The organism is Thermocrispum municipale DSM 44069, from assembly GCF_000427825.1.
Classification (GTDB): domain Bacteria; phylum Actinomycetota; class Actinomycetes; order Mycobacteriales; family Pseudonocardiaceae; genus Thermocrispum; species Thermocrispum municipale.
Genome location: NZ_ATYT01000003.1, coordinates 418,902 through 435,291, shown reverse-complemented (window position 1 = coordinate 435,291; position 16,390 = coordinate 418,902). Strand labels below are relative to the sequence as shown.

15 protein-coding genes are annotated in these 16,390 nt (G+C 69.4%); 5 read left to right on the top strand and 10 right to left on the bottom strand.

From position 1 onward, the window contains the following. Positions 1 to 478: 478 nt before the first annotated feature. From YWM_RS0102010 to YWM_RS21765, 7 genes are all read right to left on the bottom strand, one after another. Positions 479 to 871 carry a metal-sulfur cluster assembly factor gene (locus YWM_RS0102010; protein WP_028849304.1) on the bottom strand — a complete coding sequence of 131 codons (393 nt, stop codon included), beginning with the start codon at positions 869 to 871 and terminating at the stop codon, positions 479 to 481. After that, positions 868 to 1,332 carry a Fe-S cluster assembly sulfur transfer protein SufU gene (gene sufU, locus YWM_RS0102005; protein WP_028849303.1) on the bottom strand — a complete coding sequence of 155 codons (465 nt, stop codon included), beginning with the start codon at positions 1,330 to 1,332 and terminating at the stop codon, positions 868 to 870. Before sufU ends, YWM_RS0102010 begins: the two co-directional genes overlap by 4 nt. Positions 1,333 to 1,379: 47 nt before the next feature. Continuing rightward, the gene (locus YWM_RS0102000; protein WP_028849302.1) at positions 1,380 to 2,666 is read right to left on the bottom strand and encodes a cysteine desulfurase; all 1,287 of its coding nucleotides are present in this window, start codon (positions 2,664 to 2,666) and stop codon (positions 1,380 to 1,382) included. Positions 2,667 to 2,699: 33 nt separating this feature from the next. After that, entirely contained in the window at positions 2,700 to 3,470 is a 771-nt protein-coding gene (gene sufC / locus YWM_RS0101995; RefSeq protein ID WP_028849301.1) for a Fe-S cluster assembly ATPase SufC, read from the bottom strand. Between the two features lie 61 nt (positions 3,471 to 3,531). Next, the gene (gene sufD, locus YWM_RS0101990; RefSeq protein WP_028849300.1) at positions 3,532 to 4,722 is read right to left on the bottom strand and encodes a Fe-S cluster assembly protein SufD; all 1,191 of its coding nucleotides are present in this window, start codon (positions 4,720 to 4,722) and stop codon (positions 3,532 to 3,534) included. After that, entirely contained in the window at positions 4,722 to 6,170 is a 1,449-nt protein-coding gene (sufB, locus tag YWM_RS0101985) for a Fe-S cluster assembly protein SufB (RefSeq protein WP_028849299.1), read from the bottom strand. The genes sufD and sufB overlap by 1 nt, the downstream gene beginning before the upstream one ends. Then, positions 6,167 to 6,904, bottom strand: a complete 738-nt coding sequence (locus YWM_RS21765) for a helix-turn-helix transcriptional regulator (RefSeq protein WP_052344453.1) — start codon at positions 6,902 to 6,904, stop codon at positions 6,167 to 6,169. Before YWM_RS21765 ends, sufB begins: the two co-directional genes overlap by 4 nt. A gap of 190 nt (positions 6,905 to 7,094) precedes the next feature. Here YWM_RS21765 and mptB point away from each other — a divergent pair, with 190 nt between their 5' ends. The 4 genes from mptB to YWM_RS0101960 all read left to right on the top strand — a co-directional run bounded on the left by mptB (position 7,095) and on the right by YWM_RS0101960 (position 11,469). Next, entirely contained in the window at positions 7,095 to 8,717 is a 1,623-nt protein-coding gene (gene mptB, locus YWM_RS21760) for a polyprenol phosphomannose-dependent alpha 1,6 mannosyltransferase MptB (RefSeq protein ID WP_211232419.1), read from the top strand. Next, positions 8,710 to 9,636: an ABC transporter ATP-binding protein gene (locus YWM_RS0101970; RefSeq protein ID WP_028849298.1), complete on the top strand. Its 927-nt coding sequence runs from the start codon at positions 8,710 to 8,712 to the stop codon at positions 9,634 to 9,636. Before mptB ends, YWM_RS0101970 begins: the two co-directional genes overlap by 8 nt. Then, entirely contained in the window at positions 9,633 to 10,418 is a 786-nt protein-coding gene (locus YWM_RS0101965) for an ABC transporter permease (RefSeq protein WP_028849297.1), read from the top strand. The genes YWM_RS0101970 and YWM_RS0101965 overlap by 4 nt, the downstream gene beginning before the upstream one ends. Positions 10,419 to 10,485: 67 nt before the next feature. After that, positions 10,486 to 11,469, top strand: coding sequence for a COX15/CtaA family protein (locus tag YWM_RS0101960; RefSeq protein WP_028849296.1), 984 nt, complete (start codon positions 10,486 to 10,488; stop codon positions 11,467 to 11,469). Between the two features lie 3 nt (positions 11,470 to 11,472). Here YWM_RS0101960 and YWM_RS0101955 read toward each other — a convergent pair whose 3' ends face one another. After that, positions 11,473 to 12,348 (bottom strand): ATP-grasp domain-containing protein, encoded by an 876-nt coding sequence (locus YWM_RS0101955; protein WP_043659089.1) that lies wholly within the window; start codon positions 12,346 to 12,348, stop codon positions 11,473 to 11,475. Positions 12,349 to 12,448: 100 nt separating this feature from the next. On the opposite strand from YWM_RS0101955, the gene YWM_RS0101950 reads away from it, so the two are divergent. Beyond that, positions 12,449 to 13,411, top strand: coding sequence for a quinone oxidoreductase family protein (locus YWM_RS0101950; protein ID WP_028849294.1), 963 nt, complete (start codon positions 12,449 to 12,451; stop codon positions 13,409 to 13,411). Between the two features lie 5 nt (positions 13,412 to 13,416). On the opposite strand, the gene YWM_RS0101945 is transcribed toward YWM_RS0101950, so the two are convergent. Both YWM_RS0101945 and YWM_RS0101940 read right to left on the bottom strand, forming a co-directional pair. Further along, the gene (locus YWM_RS0101945) at positions 13,417 to 13,989 is read right to left on the bottom strand and encodes an FKBP-type peptidyl-prolyl cis-trans isomerase (protein ID WP_028849293.1); all 573 of its coding nucleotides are present in this window, start codon (positions 13,987 to 13,989) and stop codon (positions 13,417 to 13,419) included. A gap of 49 nt (positions 13,990 to 14,038) precedes the next feature. Next, entirely contained in the window at positions 14,039 to 16,327 is a 2,289-nt protein-coding gene (locus YWM_RS0101940) for a UvrD-helicase domain-containing protein (RefSeq protein WP_084612133.1), read from the bottom strand. Positions 16,328 to 16,390 lie beyond the last annotated feature (63 nt).

Sequence of the window (16,390 nt, the reverse complement as noted above, 5' to 3'; positions counted from 1 at the left end):
TCCTGAACGATGTGGACCGGCATCCCCCAGGCCGCGGCCCCGGGCCTACCGGATTTGGCGCCAGCATACTCACCGGCCGGCACGCTCGCGGGCAAACCATCAGATCGTGATCTCGGTGCCACCAACGCGAGAACAGCTGGGCCGGAAAGCTACGGAAAAGCGCAGGTAGAACACGCAAAGCGAGCATTTCGCACAGAGTGCGGAGCCTGAGCGGGAGCGCACCGGACGTCGCGAGAGCGCCACTCACGGCGACACCGCTCGGCCTCGACGTTCCCGGCCCGTGGGTCGGCCACTCGACGTCGGCATGGGGTCAGGCGACGAAGGCCGCACGCAGCTGCGCCAAGCTCCCCAGCTGCCGCTCCCACGGCGTCGCGTCAGACCAGGCCGAGCAGCGGCCACACGACCCACGAGCGACAGCTCGGACCGGCCGCGCAGCAGATGACGACCGGCCGCGCAGCCGACAAGTCGTGGGATGAGCTCAGACCGTGAAGCCGAGCGCCCGCAGCTGCTCGCGGCCCTCGTCGGTGATCCGCTCCGGACCCCACGGCGGCATCCAGACCCAGTTGATCTTGTAGTCGGACACGATCTGCTTCCCGCCGAGCAGCACCGAGCGGGTCTGGTCCTCGATCACGTCGGTCAACGGGCATGCGGCCGACGTCAGCGTCATGTCGATGGTGGCGACGTTGTCCTCGCCGACCCGGACGTCGTACACCAGGCCGAGATCGACGACGTTGATCCCCAGCTCGGGGTCGACCACGTCGCGCAACGCCTCCTCCACGTCCTCGACCGTGGCCACCGAGCCCGAGGTCGCCTCGGGCTGCTCCGGCAGGTCGGCCGCGGTTCGGCCCTCGCGGGTCGGGTTCTCGGTCACGAAATCTCAGCTCCCTCGCGTGCCTTCTCGACACCAGCCTGCACCAAGGCCGCTTTGAACGCCATCCAGCCGAGCAGCGCGCACTTCACCCTGGCCGGGTACTTCGCCACCCCGGCGAACGCCACGCCGTCCTCCAGCACGTCCTCGTCCGGCTCGACCTTGCCGCGCCCTTGCATCAACTCCACGAACGCGTCCAGCTTCGCCAGTGCGTCGTCCACCGGGCGGTCCACCACCAGATCGGTCAGCACCGACACCGACGCCTGGGAGATCGAACAACCCTGGCCGGTGTGCGACACGTCCGCGATCCGGTCGCCGTCCAGCTTCACCCGCAGCTGCAGCTCGTCGCCGCACGTGGGGTTGATCTGGTACGACTCGCCGTCGTACGGCTCCCGCAAGCCGCGGCCGTGCGGGTTCTTGTAGTGGTCCAGGATGATCTCCTGGTACATCGCTTCTAGGTCCATCGCAGGCTCCGCCCGCTCGCCGGTCGGCGCGCCGCCACCGGGTTCACTTACACCACCCCGAAGAACCGCTGGGCCTCACGCACACCCGCCACCAGCGCGTCGATCTCGTGCACGCTGTTGTACAGGTAGAACGACGCCCGCACGCTCGCGGGTATTCCCAACCTGCGGTGCAGCGGCCATGCGCAGTGGTGGCCGACTCGCACCGCGACACCCATGCTGTCCATCACCTGGCCGACATCATGCGGGTGAACGCCGTCGACGACGAAAGACACCGCGCCACCGCGGGACTCCGTGGTCGTCGGGCCGATGATGCGCACGCCGTCGATCTCGCCCAGCGCGGTCAGCGCCGCCTCGGTGAGCTGCTTCTCGTGCTCGGCGACCGCGGACATGCCGACCGCCCGCAGGTAGTCGATCGCCGCGCCGAGCCCGATGGCCTGCGACGTCATCGGCACGCCTGCCTCGAACTTCTGCGGCGGCGGGGCGAACGTGGACCGCTCCATCGTCACCAGCTCGATCATCGAGCCACCGGTGAGGAACGGCGGCATCGCCTCGAGCAACTCCCGACGGCCGTAGAGCACGCCGACGCCGGACGGCCCGAGCATCTTGTGCCCGGAGAACACCGCGAAGTCGACACCCAGCTCGCGCAGATTCACCGGCGCGTGCGGCACGGACTGGCAGGCGTCCAGCACGGTCAACGCGCCGACCTTGCGGGCCCGCTCCACCAGCGGCGCCGGGTCGTTCACCGTGCCCAGCACGTTCGACTGGTGGGTGAACGCCACGACCTTGGTGCGCTCGTTGATCAGCGAGTCGATGTCCGACAGGTCGAGCCTGCCGTCGTCGGTGACACCGAACCAGCGCAGCGTGGCACCGGTGCGCCGGCACAGCTGCTGCCACGGCACGAGGTTGGCGTGGTGCTCCATCTCGGTGATGACGATCTCGTCGCCCTCACCGACCCGGAAGCGCTTCGCCTCCTCGCCCGCCGTCGCGGCATTGCTCATCGAGTAGGCGACGAGGTTGATGCCCTCGGTGGCGTTCTTGGTGAACACCACCTCGCCCGCATCGACGCCGACGAACTTCGCCACGCGCTCGCGCGCGTCCTCGAACGCGTCCGTGGCCTCCTCGGCCAGCTGATGCGCTCCCCGGTGCACCGCGGAGTTGGACGTCTCCACATACGCCCGCTCGGCCGCGAGCACCTGCCGCGGCCGCTGCGATGTGGCGCCGGAGTCGAAGTAGACCAGTGGTTTGCCGTCGCGGACGGTGCGGGTCAGGATCGGGAAGTCAGCGCGCACGGCGGCCACATCCAACGGCGCCGCCTCGAGCGGTGTTGCGGTCATCGCACTGCCTCCATCCTTGCCGGCGTGACGCCCTTACAGCGCCGCCGGCTCCGCCTTGCCGACGTACTTGACGTAGCCTTGCTCCTCCAGCTCGTCGGCCAGCTCCTTGCCGCCCGACTCGACGACCCGGCCTTCGGCGAACACATGCACCACGTCCGGCTGGATGTGCTTGAGGATGCGGGTGTAGTGGGTGATGAGCATGACGCCGACGTCGTTGCTGGCGGTGAAGTCGTTGACCGCCTGCGAAACCACGCGCAGCGCGTCGACGTCCAGACCGGAGTCGGTCTCGTCCAGCACCGCGAACTTCGGCTTCAGCAACGCCAGCTGCAGGATCTCGTGGCGCTTCTTCTCACCACCGGAGAAGCCCTCGTTGACACTGCGCTCGGCGAACTCGGCCGGGATGTCCAGCTTGGCCATCTCGTCGCGGACTTCCTTGACCCAGTGGCGCAGCTTCGGCGCCTCGCCGCGCACCGCGGTGGCGGCGGTCCGCAGGAAGTTCGACATGGACACGCCCGGCACCTCGACCGGGTACTGCATGGCGAGGAACAGACCCGCACGGGCCCGCTCGTCCACGCTCATCTCCAGCACGTTCTCGCCGTCCAGCAGCACCTCGCCGGACGTCACCTCGTACTTCGGGTGACCGGCGATGGCGTACGACAGCGTCGACTTGCCGGAACCGTTGGGGCCCATGATCGCGTGCACCTCACCCGAGCGGACCGTGAGGTTGACGCCCTTGAGGATTTCTTTTGTGCCTTCGTCGGTGGTCACCGACGCGTGCAGGTCCTTGATCTCCAGAGTGGCCATGGTGTTCCTTCAGTTGCTTGTCGTGTGGCGGGGTGGTCGGGTTACGCGGCTGAGCGCCTGATCAATGGCCGACGGCTTGCAGCTCGTCCTCGATCGCCGCTTCCAGCCGCTCGCGCAGCTCGGGCACGTCGATACGCGCCAGGATCTCGAAGAAGAAGCCGCGCACCACCAGCCGCCGGGCGGTGGGCTCGTCGATCCCGCGGGACTGCAGGTAGAACAGCTGCTCGTCGTCGAACCGGCCGGTGGCGCTGGCGTGGCCCGCGCCCTCGATCTCGCCGGTCTCGATCTCCAGGTTCGGCACCGAGTCGGCCCGCGCGCCTTCGGTGAGCACCAGGTTGCGGTTCAGCTCGAACGTGTCGGTTCCCTCGGCCGCCGCGCGGATCAACACGTCGCCGATCCACACGCTGCGCGCGTCGTCACCCTGCAGCGCACCCTTGTACGTCACATGGGACTTGCAGTGCGGCTGGGCGTGGTCGACGAACAGCCGGTGCTCCTGGTGCTGGCCGGCGTCGGCGAAGTACAGGCCGAGCAGCTCGACGTCGCCACCGGGCGCGGCGAACCGCGCGGTCGGCGAAACCCGGACCAGGTCGCCGCCGAGCGTCACGACGGTGTGCTTGACCAAGGAGTCCTTGCCGAGCGAGACGTGGTGCTCGCTGACGTGGACGGCGTCGTCCTCCCAGTCCTGCACGCTGATCACGGTCAGCCGCGCGCCTTCGCCGGTGATGAACTCGACGTTGTCGGCGTACGTGCCGGACCCACGGTGGTCGAGCACCACGGACGCCTCGGCGTACGGGGCCAGCCGGATCTGCAGGTGGCCGTAGGCCAGCAGGTCCTTGCCCGGGCCGGTCACGGTCAGCACGGTCGGCTTGGACGCCTTGGTGTCCGCGCCGACGCTGACCACGGTGGCCTCGGTGAACGAGCTGTAGGCCTGTGCGGACACCCGATCGCCCGGAGCACCCGCCTTGCCGAGCCGCTCGTCCTCCCGGCTCACCGTCTCCACGGTGACCTCAGGCGCGGCGTCCACCGACAGCGTCACCTTGCCGGTCGCCACCGCGGCGTCGCCGCCCTTGTGCAGGCCACGCAGCCGCTTCAGCGGGGTGAAGCGCCAGTTCTCCTCCCGGCCACTGGGCACCTCGAAGGCTTCCACGTCGTAGCCGGTGAACCGCTCGCCCCGGGACGTCTCGGGAACGACGGCGCCCTCCTGCAGCGCCGAGCGGACGTTGTTCTCGGTCGTGTTCTCTGCCACCGTCATCAGCCGACGGACCCTTCCATCTGCAGTTCGATGAGTCGATTGAGTTCCAGCGCGTACTCCATCGGCAGCTCGCGCGCGATCGGCTCCACGAAGCCGCGGACGATCATCGCCATCGCCTCTTCCTCGGCCAGGCCGCGCGACATCAGGTAGAACAGCTGGTCCTCACTGACCTTGGACACGGTGGCTTCGTGCCCCATGGACACGTCGTCGTTACGGATGTCCACGTACGGATAGGTGTCCGACCGGCTGATCGTGTCCACCAGCAAGGCGTCACAGATCACCGACGACTTGGAGTGGTGCGCGCGCTTGGCCACCCGGACCAGGCCGCGGTAGGACGTGCGGCCGCCGCCGCGCGCCACCGACTTGGACATGATCGTCGACGACGTGTGCGGCGCCAGGTGCTCCATCTTCGCGCCCGCGTCCTGGTGCTGGCCCTCGCCGGCGAAGGCCACCGAGAGCACCTCGCCCTTGGCGTGCTCACCGGTGAGGAACACCGACGGGTACTTCATGGTGACCTTGGAACCGATGTTGCCGTCGATCCACTCCATGGTCGCGCCCTCTTCCGCGCGCGCCCGCTTGGTCACCAGGTTGTAGACGTTGTTCGACCAGTTCTGGATCGTGGTGTAGCGGCACCGGGCGTTCTTCTTGACGATGATCTCCACGACCGCCGAGTGCAGCGAGTCGGACTTGTAGATCGGCGCCGTGCAGCCCTCGACGTAGTGCACGTAGGCACCCTCGTCGACGATGATCAGGGTCCGCTCGAACTGGCCCATGTTCTCGGTGTTGATCCGGAAGTAGGCCTGCAGCGGGATGTCCACGTGCACGCCCGGCGGCACGTAGATGAACGACCCACCGGACCACACCGCGGTGTTCAGCGCGGAGAACTTGTTGTCCCCGGCCGGGATGACCGAGCCGAAGTACTCCTTGAACAGCTCGGGGTGCTCCTTCAGACCCGTGTCGGTGTCCAGGAAGATGACGCCCTGGGCCTCCAGGTCCTCACGGATCTTGTGGTAGACCACCTCGGACTCGTACTGCGCGGCGACACCGGCGATCAGCCGCTGCTTCTCCGCCTCCGGGATGCCCAGCTTGTCGTAGGTGTTCTTGATGTCCTCGGGCAGCTCGTCCCAGCTGGTGGCCTGCTTCTCGGTGGACCGGACGAAGTACTTGATCGAGTCGAAGTCGATGCCGGTCAGGTCCGCGCCCCAGTTGGGCAGCGGCTTGCGCTCGAACAGCTTGAGGCCCTTCAGCCGCTGTTCGAGCATCCACTCGGGCTCGTTCTTCTTCGCCGAGATGTCGCGCACGACGTCCTCGTCGAGGCCTCGCCTTGCGCTGGCACCCGCCACGTCACGGTCAGCCCAGCCGTACTCGTACTTGCCCAGCGACGCGATGGTCTCTTCCTGGGACAGGGGCTGCGTGGTGGTGGTGCGCTGCTCTGCAGCGGCAGTCATGCGGGCTTCCCTTCTTCTCGGGGTCCTGCGTTGTTCACGGGAACGTGTGTGGTGCACGCCGCGTCGCCGCGGGCGATGGTCGCCAGCCGCTGTACGTGCGTACCGAGCAATTCGGCGAATGCCGCCGTCTCCGCCTCGCACAGCTGCGGGAACTCCGCCGCCACGTGGGCCACTGGACAGTGGTGCTGGCACAGCTGCTCGCCCGCGCCCACCTGCTCCGTCGAGGCAGCGTAGCCCTCGCGACTCAGTGCCGCGGCGAGGGCCTCCGCTCGTCGTGCCGGATCACCTGCTGCGGTGATTTCCGCCGCGTGCGGCCCGACCAGGGTGGCCACCCGGTGCTCGGCGAACGCGCGCACCGCCTCCGGGCCACCATGCTCGGCCAGGAAACGGATCGCGGCGACCGCCAGGTCGTCGTAGGCGTGCCCGAACCGAGCGCGCCCGGTGTCGGTGAGCAGGAACTCCTTGGCCGGCCGGCCACGACCGCGACGAAGCCGGGCCGGAGCCTCCCGGAACTCGGCCTCTCCCGCGGCGACCAAGGCGTCCAGATGCCTGCGGACGGCCGTCGGGCTGATGCCGAGCCGCTCGGCGATCGCCGCCGCCGTGATCGGCCCCTTCTCCAGCAACAGCCGGGCGACCTCGACCCTGGTGCGACCTTCCGGTCCGGTTTGCGCGGGCACACTGACGTTCGCCGACTGGCGCGGCGACGTGGTCTCAGCGAGCTCGCGGTTTTTCACAACACAAGTGTGTCGTATTTCCCGGCTGAGGGCAAAGAGACCCCGGACACGAGGTGATCACAGTCACCACACGGTACGCCGCTGTCCCGAACGGAGTACCACTCGGCCACCGGGAAAGTCGTTCGACGCGGCTCGCTACGCTGCCCTGGTGGCGGTCGGCGAACGGGAGCAGACGGGGACCGGCCAGGTTCTGCCCTGGCTGACGAGCCCGGAACCCGCACCCCTGTCGGGCGCGGAACTACGCGCAGTAACCACGACACGTCGCTTGGGCATCATCGGTGCCCTGTTCCTGGCCATCGGCTCGATCGGCGCCGGGGCCGTTCCGGTGCTCAATCCCGCCCACGACATCCCGGTGGTCAGGTTGTTCGCCAGGGCGACGACCGTGTCGCTGGCGATCGCGCTGTCCGGGATGCTGCTGATGGTCATCGCCTGGCTGCTGTACGGCCGCTACGCCCGTCCCGGCAGGGAACGGATGGCCACCCCGGCCCAGACGTTCCGCACGGTCGTCATGTGGGTGACGCCGTTGCTGCTGGTCCCGCCCCTGTTCTCCCGCGACGTCTACAGCTATCTGGCGCAAAGCGAGATCGTGCACCGCGGGATGGACCCGTACACCCTGGGGCCGGCGCAGGCGCTCGGGGTCGCCGATCCCATCACGATGGGCGTGTCCAACGTCTGGCGGGAAACCCCGGCACCGTACGGCCCGCTGTTCCTGGAGATCGGCAGCTGGATGTCGGGCATCAGCGGCAACCACGTGGCGTTCGGCGTCCTGTTGCAACGTGGCATCGCCATGGTCGGTGTTGCCCTGATCGTGTGGTCCTTGCCGCGGCTGGCGAAGCGGTTCGGGGTGCAGCCGACGACCGCGCTGTGGCTCGGCGCGGCCAATCCGCTGGTGATCTTCCATCTGGTGGCAGGCGCGCACAACGAGGCGCTGGGCATCGGGCTGATGATGGCCGGGATGGAGCTCGGCCTGCGCAGGCTGCCGATTCGCGTCGCCGGGGACACCCCACCGCCGTTGGCTCGTGGTGAGATCGGTTTCATCGTCCTGGGGGCGGCGGTGATGACGCTGGCCGCTGCGGTCAAGGTGAATGCCGCGTTGGCGCTCGGCTTCTTCGGCGTGATGATCGCCAGACGCTGGCACGGCCGGTTCAGCGACCTGGTGAAGGCGGCCATCGGGTTGACCGTGGTGTTCGTCGCCGTCATGGTCGCGGTCTGCTACGCCACCGGGCTCGGCTTCGGTTGGATCGGTGCGCTCGGTACCCCGGGGCAGAGCCGCACGCTCGTCTCCCCCGTCACGTTGATCGGCTACCTGACCGGTGGCCTGGGCATCGCGCTCGACCTCGGTGTCCACGTGCACTCGATCATGGACGTGTTCAGCGTGCTCGGCATGGTCGCCGCCGCGGTGATCACGGTGATCCTGTTGTGGCGCAGCTTCCGCTGGAAGTTGCGGCCGATCATCGGGCTGGGTGTCGGGATGGCCGTGTTCATGGGCCTGCACGTGGCCACCCACCCGTGGTGGATGCTGTGGGCGGTGATCCCGCTGGCCGCGTCGGCGGGAACCTCGCGGTTCCGGGTCGCCGCCACCATCGGCAGCGCCATCCTCGCCGTCGTCATCACCCCGACCGGCAGCCCGTTCGACGGCCGGGGCTTCGTGCTCCCGCAGGCCTATCTCGCTGCCGCGCTCGTCTGTGCCGTGGCGCTGTTCGTGGTGCGCCGGACGGTGCCGCTGTGGCGCGACCCCGTGTCGCAGGTCTCGGCCGACGAGGGTGGTTCGGACGCACCATCCGCTGAATCTAGGCTGGCTAACCGTGAGTGAGCCCGCACTGCACATCTCGGGGCTGGTGAAACGATTCGGCTCGACCGTCGCGGTGGACGGTGTCGACGTGGACATGCCGCGCGGCCAGTTGCTGGCCCTCCTCGGCCCCAACGGCGCGGGCAAGACCACCACCGTCGAGATTGCCGAAGGATTGCAGCGCGCGGACGCAGGCACGGTTCGCGTTCTGGGCCTGGACCCGCATCGTGACCGTGATCAACTCCGCCCTCGCATCGGCGTCATGCCGCAGGGTGGCGGCGCTTATCCCGGAGTGCGGGCGGGCGAGATGCTGCAGCTGGTCGCCAGCTGCGCGGCCAACCCGCTGGACACGCGCTGGTTGCTGGACGTTCTCGGCTTGGCGAAGTCGGCGCGCACCCCGTTCAAGCGATTGTCCGGCGGTCAGCAGCAACGGTTGTCGCTGGCGTGCGCGATCGTCGGACGTCCCGAGCTGGTGTTCCTCGACGAACCCACGGCCGGCATGGATCCGCAAGCGCGGCGTCTGGTGTGGGAGCTGCTGTCCGCTCTGCGCACCGACGGCGTCAGCATCCTGCTCACCACCCACCTGATGGAAGAGGCCGAGACGCTGGCCGATCAGGTGGTGATCATCGACCGTGGCCGCGTCGTGGCGCAGGGCTCCCCAGCGGAGTTGACCGCGTCCGACGGCGACGCCGAACAGCTCACGTTCCGCGCCCGGCCGGGACTCGACACCACGCTGCTCACCGAAGCGCTGCCCGAGGGCTACACGGTCGCCGAGGCCTCGCCCGGTTCGTACCGGGTCACGGGCAAGATCGACCCGCAGGTGGTGTCCACCGTGACCGCCTGGTGCGCCCAGCACGGCGTCCTCGCCGAGCAACTGCACGTCGGCTCGAAGGACCTCGAGGACGTGTTCCTCGAGCTCACCGGACGGGAGCTACGCGCATGACCACGTTCGCCGAGGGCACGTTCACGCCCGCGCCGGGCCGCGGCAGCACCGGGCGCATGCTGCGTACCCACGCCAAGGTGGAGACGCTGCTGACCTTGCGGCAGGGCGAACAGATCCTGCTCACCCTGCTCATCCCGCTCGCGCTGCTGATCGGCATGAGCGTGCTGAACCTGATCCCCGGTGACCAGCTGGACGGTGCCGCGCCGGTCGACTGGACGACCCCGCGGATCCTCGCGCTGGCGGTGATGTCCTCGGCGTTCACCGGCCAGGCCATAGCGTTGGGCTTCGACCGCAAGTACGGCGTGTTCAAGCGGCTGGCGGCGACCGCGCTGCCGTTGTGGGTGCTGATCTCCGGCCGGATCGTGGCCGCGCTGTGCATCGCCGCCATCCAAGTGCTGATCCTGGGCGGGGTGGCCGCCGCGCTCGGCTTCTCCCCCGTACTCGGCGGCATCCCCATGGCCGTCGTGCTGGTGTTGGTAGGCATCGTCAGCTTCGGTGCACTGGGTGTGCTGCTCGGCGGGGTGCTGCGGGCCGAGATCGTCCTCGCAGTGGCCAACGTGCTGTGGTTCGCGCTGCTGCTTGCCGGGGGCATCGTGCTGGCACCGGATGCCCTCCCGCCGGGCCTGGCCACCGTGGCCGAGTACTTGCCGTCCGGGGCGCTGGCGGAGGGCCTGCGCGCGGCTCTGCTGCACGGCGCCGCCGCGTGGGACTCCGTCGCGGTGCTCGTCGTGTGGGGTGCCGCCGGTGCGGTCCTGGCGACGCGCACCACCAAGCTGACCTGAGTGGCCCACAGCGCACCTCGAGCAGCCCGCCCACTGGCTGGGACGACGCACTGCATACCATCGGTTCGTGCAGCGTCTTGCCCGTTTGATCGCCCGAGTCCCGCATCCGTCGACACGGACGCAGTGGATCGTCGGGCTGCTGGTCATCATCACGCAGAGCCTCATCGGTGTCACCGGCTCGGTCGTCCGCGTCACCGGCTCCGGGCTGGGCTGCACCGCGTGGCCGAACTGCCACCCGGGCACGATGTTCCCCACCGATCACCCCGAGTACGCAACGCTCAACCAGTGGATCGAGTTCGGCAACCGGCTGCTGACCGGCGTGGTCGGGGCGACCGCCCTCGCCGCGGTGGTCATCGCCTGGCGGCTGCGCCAGGTGGACGGCAGGCGTCGGCCGCTGGCGCTGGCGCTCGGCGTGCTCGCCGGGACGGCATCCCAGGGCGTGATCGGCGGGATCACGGTCCTGGCCGGGCTGCTGTGGTGGACCGTCGCGCTGCACTTCCTGGTGTCGGCCGTGCTGATCTGGCTCGCCGTGCTGCTGTTCACGGCGTTCCGCGAAGGCGAACGGGAACCGCGATGGCTGATCGGCTCCGTGACGCACCGGTTGCTGCAGGCGCTCGTGGTGGCCCTGGCCGCCGTACTGGTGGCCGGCACGATGGTCACCGGTGCCGGGCCGCACGGCGGCGATCCGGACACGCCGCGCCTGGCCCTGCCGATCGAGGTGCTCGCGAAGGTGCACGGCGCACTGCTGGTCACGTTCCTGGCTCTGCTCGTCGTGCTCGGGATCTCGCTGCTCCGCTCCCCCACACCGAAGCCGTTCACCCGCAGCTACGCGCTGTTGTGGCTGGCTGCCGTGGCCCAGGGCGTGCTCGGGTCGGCGCAGTACGAACTGGGCGTGCCGGAGGAGCTGGTCTCGCTGCACGTGCTGGGTGCCGCACTCGTGGTCATCTGCACCGCCGCGCTGTGGTGCGCCGCGCGTGACCGTGGCCCGGTTCCGAAGCCCGACGGGACCGAGCCCGCGACCACCGAGGCGGGCGAGCCGGTCGCGGCATAGCCGTCAGGACAGCGCGATCTCCCGCGCCGCCTTGGCCAACCGGTCCGCCGCCTGCCTGCCGCCGAACGCGAACCCGAGCGACGGTTCGGTCAGTTCCAGCTCCAGCAGCAGCGGCTCTCCCGCGTCGGATCGCACCACGTCCACCCGGGCGTAGAGGAACTCCGCGCGATCCATGCTCAGCACATCCGCCGCGACGTCGAGCGCTTTGTCGGCGAAGCGCAGGACCTCGGGTGACGCCTCGACCGGCATCAGCGTCTCGGTGGCGAACAGCCCCGAGCTGTCCAGCCACGAGCCCGGCACCAGCAGCGGGCCTTTCACATACGTGTGCGACAGCTCGCCCGCGATGAACACCACCGCCGTCTCTCCGTGCCGGTCCACGGTGGACTGATAGGGCTGGATGAGCGCGCCGGTGCCTCTGGCGTGCAGCGCGGCCAGATGCTCGTCGGCATGCCGCGTGGTACCTGCCGGAAACCGCTGCGCACCCCGGGAACCCGCACCGACCGTGGGCTTGATCACGAACTCGGTGTCCGGCCACTCGACCTGCTCGCCCGGTTCGGCCAGCACGGTCGGGACGATCGCCACCCCGCGTGCTTGCATGTCGAGCAAATAGGTCTTGTCGGTGTTCCATCGTGCGACGGCGGCGTCGTTGCGCAGCCGCGGCACGGACTCGCACCAGTCCAGGAACTCGTCACGCCGCGAGTCGTAGTCCCAGGTGGCGCGCAGGATGACCAGGTCGGCCTCCCGCGCACGCGGCTCGCCCCACACCACCCAGTCGGCCGTGCATCCCAGATCCGCCAGCGCGGCCAGCAAAACGTCCTCGTCACCGTCGCCGCGCGGCAGAGCAGCGCACCCGGCAAGCAGCACGGTCGGAGAGCCCATCACACCGCCGAGTGTAGGCACGCCGTCGACCGGTCGACCGGAACAAGCCGGCATTGCCTACTGTTGCAGCCACCGACGGTGAAGCAGAGGAGAGACACGTATGCCCAGAGGCGTTCAGGTACGCGAGCACGGTGGCCCGGAGGTCATGGCCTACACCGACGTCGAGGTCCGTCAGCCGGGCGAAGGAGAGATCCTGGTCGACCTCGCCGTCGCCGGGGTGAACTTCATCGACATCTACTACCGGACCGGCCTCTACCCCGCCGACCTTCCGTTCACCAACGGCGTCGAAGGTGCCGGCGTGGTGTCCGCGGTGGGCCCGGGCGTCACCGGGTTCGCCGAGGGTGACCGGGTGGCCTGGACCATGACGTTGGGCAGCTACGCCGAGCAGGTCGTGGTGCCGACGTCCGCCGCGGTCAAGGTGCCCGACAACGTCGATCTGGCCGACGCCGCCGCGGCCCTGCTGCAGGGCATGACAGCGCACTACCTGCTGCACTCGGTGTACGCGGTGCAACCCGGCGACGCGGTGCTGATCCACGCCGCGGCGGGCGGCACCGGAGGCATCCTCACCCAGTGGGCCAAGCACCTGGGCGCGACGGTGTACGCCACGACCTCACCGGAGAAGCGCCAGGAAGCCCTCGAGCTCGGCGCCACCGAGGTCTTCGACTACGACAACTTCGTCGACCAGGTGCGGGAAGCCACCGGCGGCGAGGGCGTCGCGGCCGTCTACGACGGTGTCGGCAAGACCACGTTCGACGGCAGCCTGCAGTCACTGCGCAGACGCGGGACGCTGGCGCTGTTCGGCGCCTCCAGTGGACCGGTGGACCCGGTCGACCCGCAGCGCCTGAACGCGGCCGGATCGGTGTTCCTGACCCGGCCGATGCTCAAGCACTTCATCGCCACCCGCGAGGAGCTCGACCAGCGGGCAGCCGACCTGTTCGAGGTCATCGCCGCGGGCCAGGTGCGGGTGCGCATCGGCGGGCGTTACCCACTCGCGGACGCCGCCAAGGCGCATGCGGACCTTGCCGCCCGCAAGACGACCGGCAAGCTGCTGCTGGAGCCGTAACCGGCCTACTCGGACCGGCCGACCACGATGGCCACGGCCTCGCCGGATTCGAAGGCCGAGGGCTCGACGTCCGCGAGCTGGTCGGCGTTCAGCACGATCAGCTTGCGGGCGCCGGGCTTCATGCCCACCAGGGCGTCCTCCCAGCCTTCCTCGCTGCCACCGGCCTCGAGCTGCGTCGACTCCGGTCCGTCCGCGGTCCAGTTGGTGGCTTCGTGACCGCTGGCCACGCCGACCATCACGTAGTCGACGGAGACCTCGTCGCCCTTCTTCGCGGCGGCGCCCTCACCCTCGTCGAGCTCGTCGACCAGTGGCTTCTCCGGTGGGGCACACGGCTGGTCCGGCACGGTGATCTCCGGCTTGGTGCCCGCCCTGCCTTCGACGGTGAAGTCGTCGATGGTGCACGGCTCGCCCCCGGTGTCCGCCACGGGCGCGGCGCTGCTGCTCGGCGCGTCGATGGTCAACTCGGGCTCGGTCCCTGGGGGCAGCGGCGAGTCTTGCTCCTTCGACGGCGAGCAGGCGACCAGGGCCACCATCGCCCCGGCGGCGGCCAGCACCGCTGCGGCACGTGCGTTCTTCATGGCACGCAGACTATCCAGTCACTGCGACGGCACTGACACCGCCTCGCCGTCATTCGGTACGAATCACGCCGAGGCGTTGCGTCGCTCGCGTCAACGCCACGTAGAGGTCGGAGTAGCCCCGCGGGCTGGCCGACGCGATCTCCTCCGGTTCCAGCACGATCACGGCGTCGAACTCCAGCCCCTTGGCCCGCTGCACGGTCAACACCGACAAGCGCTCCCGGTGCACCTTGGACCGCAGCGACGACACCAGCGACGGCGGACCCAGCACGGCCACCGTGCCGCCGTTCACCTCGTCCAGTTCGCGCGCGACCAGCTCGGACAGCCGGTCGGCCAGCTCGGCCGCCGGGACGCCGGCCTCCCACGGCGGCACCCCGGTTTCCCGCACCGACTTCGGCGGCTCCAGCTCCGGGTCGACCTTGCGCAGCGCGTCGGCCGCGACGGCCATGATCTCCGCAGGCGTGCGGTAATTGACCGTCAGCTCGGCGAGCCGCCAGCGGTCGCCGACGAACGGCTCGAGCACCTCGTGCCACGACTTCGCACCACCGGCTGCGCTGGTCTGCGCGATGTCGCCGACCAGCGTCATGGATCGCGTGGGGCACCGACGCATGAGCAAGCGCCAGTCCATCGGCGTCAACTCCTGCGCCTCGTCGACGATCACATGCCCGAACGTCCACGTACGGTCCTCGGCGGCGCGTTCGGCCGCGGTCATCGCGCTGCGCAGCGCCTCACGCTCGGCCAGCAGCTCGGCGTCCAGCAAGTCGGCGACGCGCAGCCGCTCCTCGTCGGCGATCTCGTCGTCCTGTTCGAGGATGTGCAGCACACCCTGCGCGTAGGCCAGCTGCTCCCTGCGCTCCCGCTCCCGTTGCGCGTCGGCCTCGGTGCGATCCTCGCCGAGCAGCACGGCCAGCTCGTCGAGCAGCGGAACGTCCGACGGCGTCCACGCCGTTCCACGCTTACGCAGGATCGCTCGCTGGTCGGCCTCGCTCAACAGGCCCTCCGCTGCGGACGCCAGGCGGTCGGCGTCGCTGAGCAAGTCGGCAAGGAGTCGTTGCGGGCTGATGTCCGGCCACAGCGCCTCCAGTGCCTTGCGCACCGCGGGCGCCTCGGCCAGTTCGGCGCGGGCGTCCGCCACATCGTCGTCGTCCAGCAGTTCCGCGTCCGGGTCCTCGCCTTCGACGTAGGCGATCTCGTCGAGGCCGTCTTCCACGGAGTCGGCCAAGCGGTCCGTGGCCTGCTGGGCCAACGCGTCCAGCACGGCGTCGACGAACAGCCTGCGGGCCACGTTGTGCGGGCGGTCGGCCGCGCGAGCTCGGTCCCTGGCCGCGCGCACGACGTCCGGCTCCAGCGTGACCACGCCTGCCTCGGTCTCCAGCTGCCACGGTTTCGGCGGCACCTGTTCCCTGTCGGCCACCGCGTTGCGCAGGACCTCCACCATGACGGCCCGGCCCTTCACCTCGGCCGCTTCCCGGGACTCCTGCCGATCGGCCTTGACCCCGGGGAACAGCTCGCCCATGGTCGCCATCAGCACCCCGGTCTCACCCAGTGACGGCAGCACCTGACCGATGTAGTGCAGGAACGTCTGGTTCGGCCCGACAACCAGCACACCGCGGCTGGACAGCAACTCACGGTGCTCGTACAGCAGGTACGCCGCACGGTGCAGCGCGACCGCGGTCTTACCGGTGCCCGGACCGCCTTGCACCACCAACACACCGCCGAGACCGGAGCGGATGATCTCGTCCTGTTCGGCCTGGATGGTGGCGACGATGTCGCGCATCTGATCGCCGCGCTGCCGGTTCAACGCGGCCAGCAGGGCCGCCTCGCCGGCCAGGCCGAGATCCGACCCCTGCTCGTCGGAATCCAGGTCGAGCACCTCGTCGTCGTAGCCGACCACCTGACGCAGGCGCAGCCGCACGTGCCTGCGCCGCCGCACGCCTTGCGGCGAGGCCGCCGTGGCGAGGTAGAACGGCCGGGCGGCCGGGGCTCGCCAGTCGAGCAGCAGCGGCTCGTAGTCGTTCTCCTCGTCGAACAGCCCGATCCGCCCGATCCGGGCGATCGAGCCGTCGGTGTTGTCCAGCCTGCCGAAGTACAGGCCCGCCTCGACCCCGTTCAGCTGTGCGAGGCGTTCGCGGTACATCGTGGTCGCCACTTCGCGCTCGGTGCGCAACTGTGGCGAGCTTCCCGGTTGATCCGCCAATGCCCGGGACAACCGCACCGCGGTGTCCGCTCGCTCGGCGTCCAGCTTGGCGTAGACGGTGTCGGTGTAGGCCTGCTCGGCGGCCAGTTCGGAGTCGATGTCGACGGTTGGGCTTGACGTGCGAACCTCACCGGACTCGGACAAGAGAGCTCCATCCTCACGAGAAATGCGCAAGCAGCGGGATTTTGAGTCGGGACAAGCGAGTTA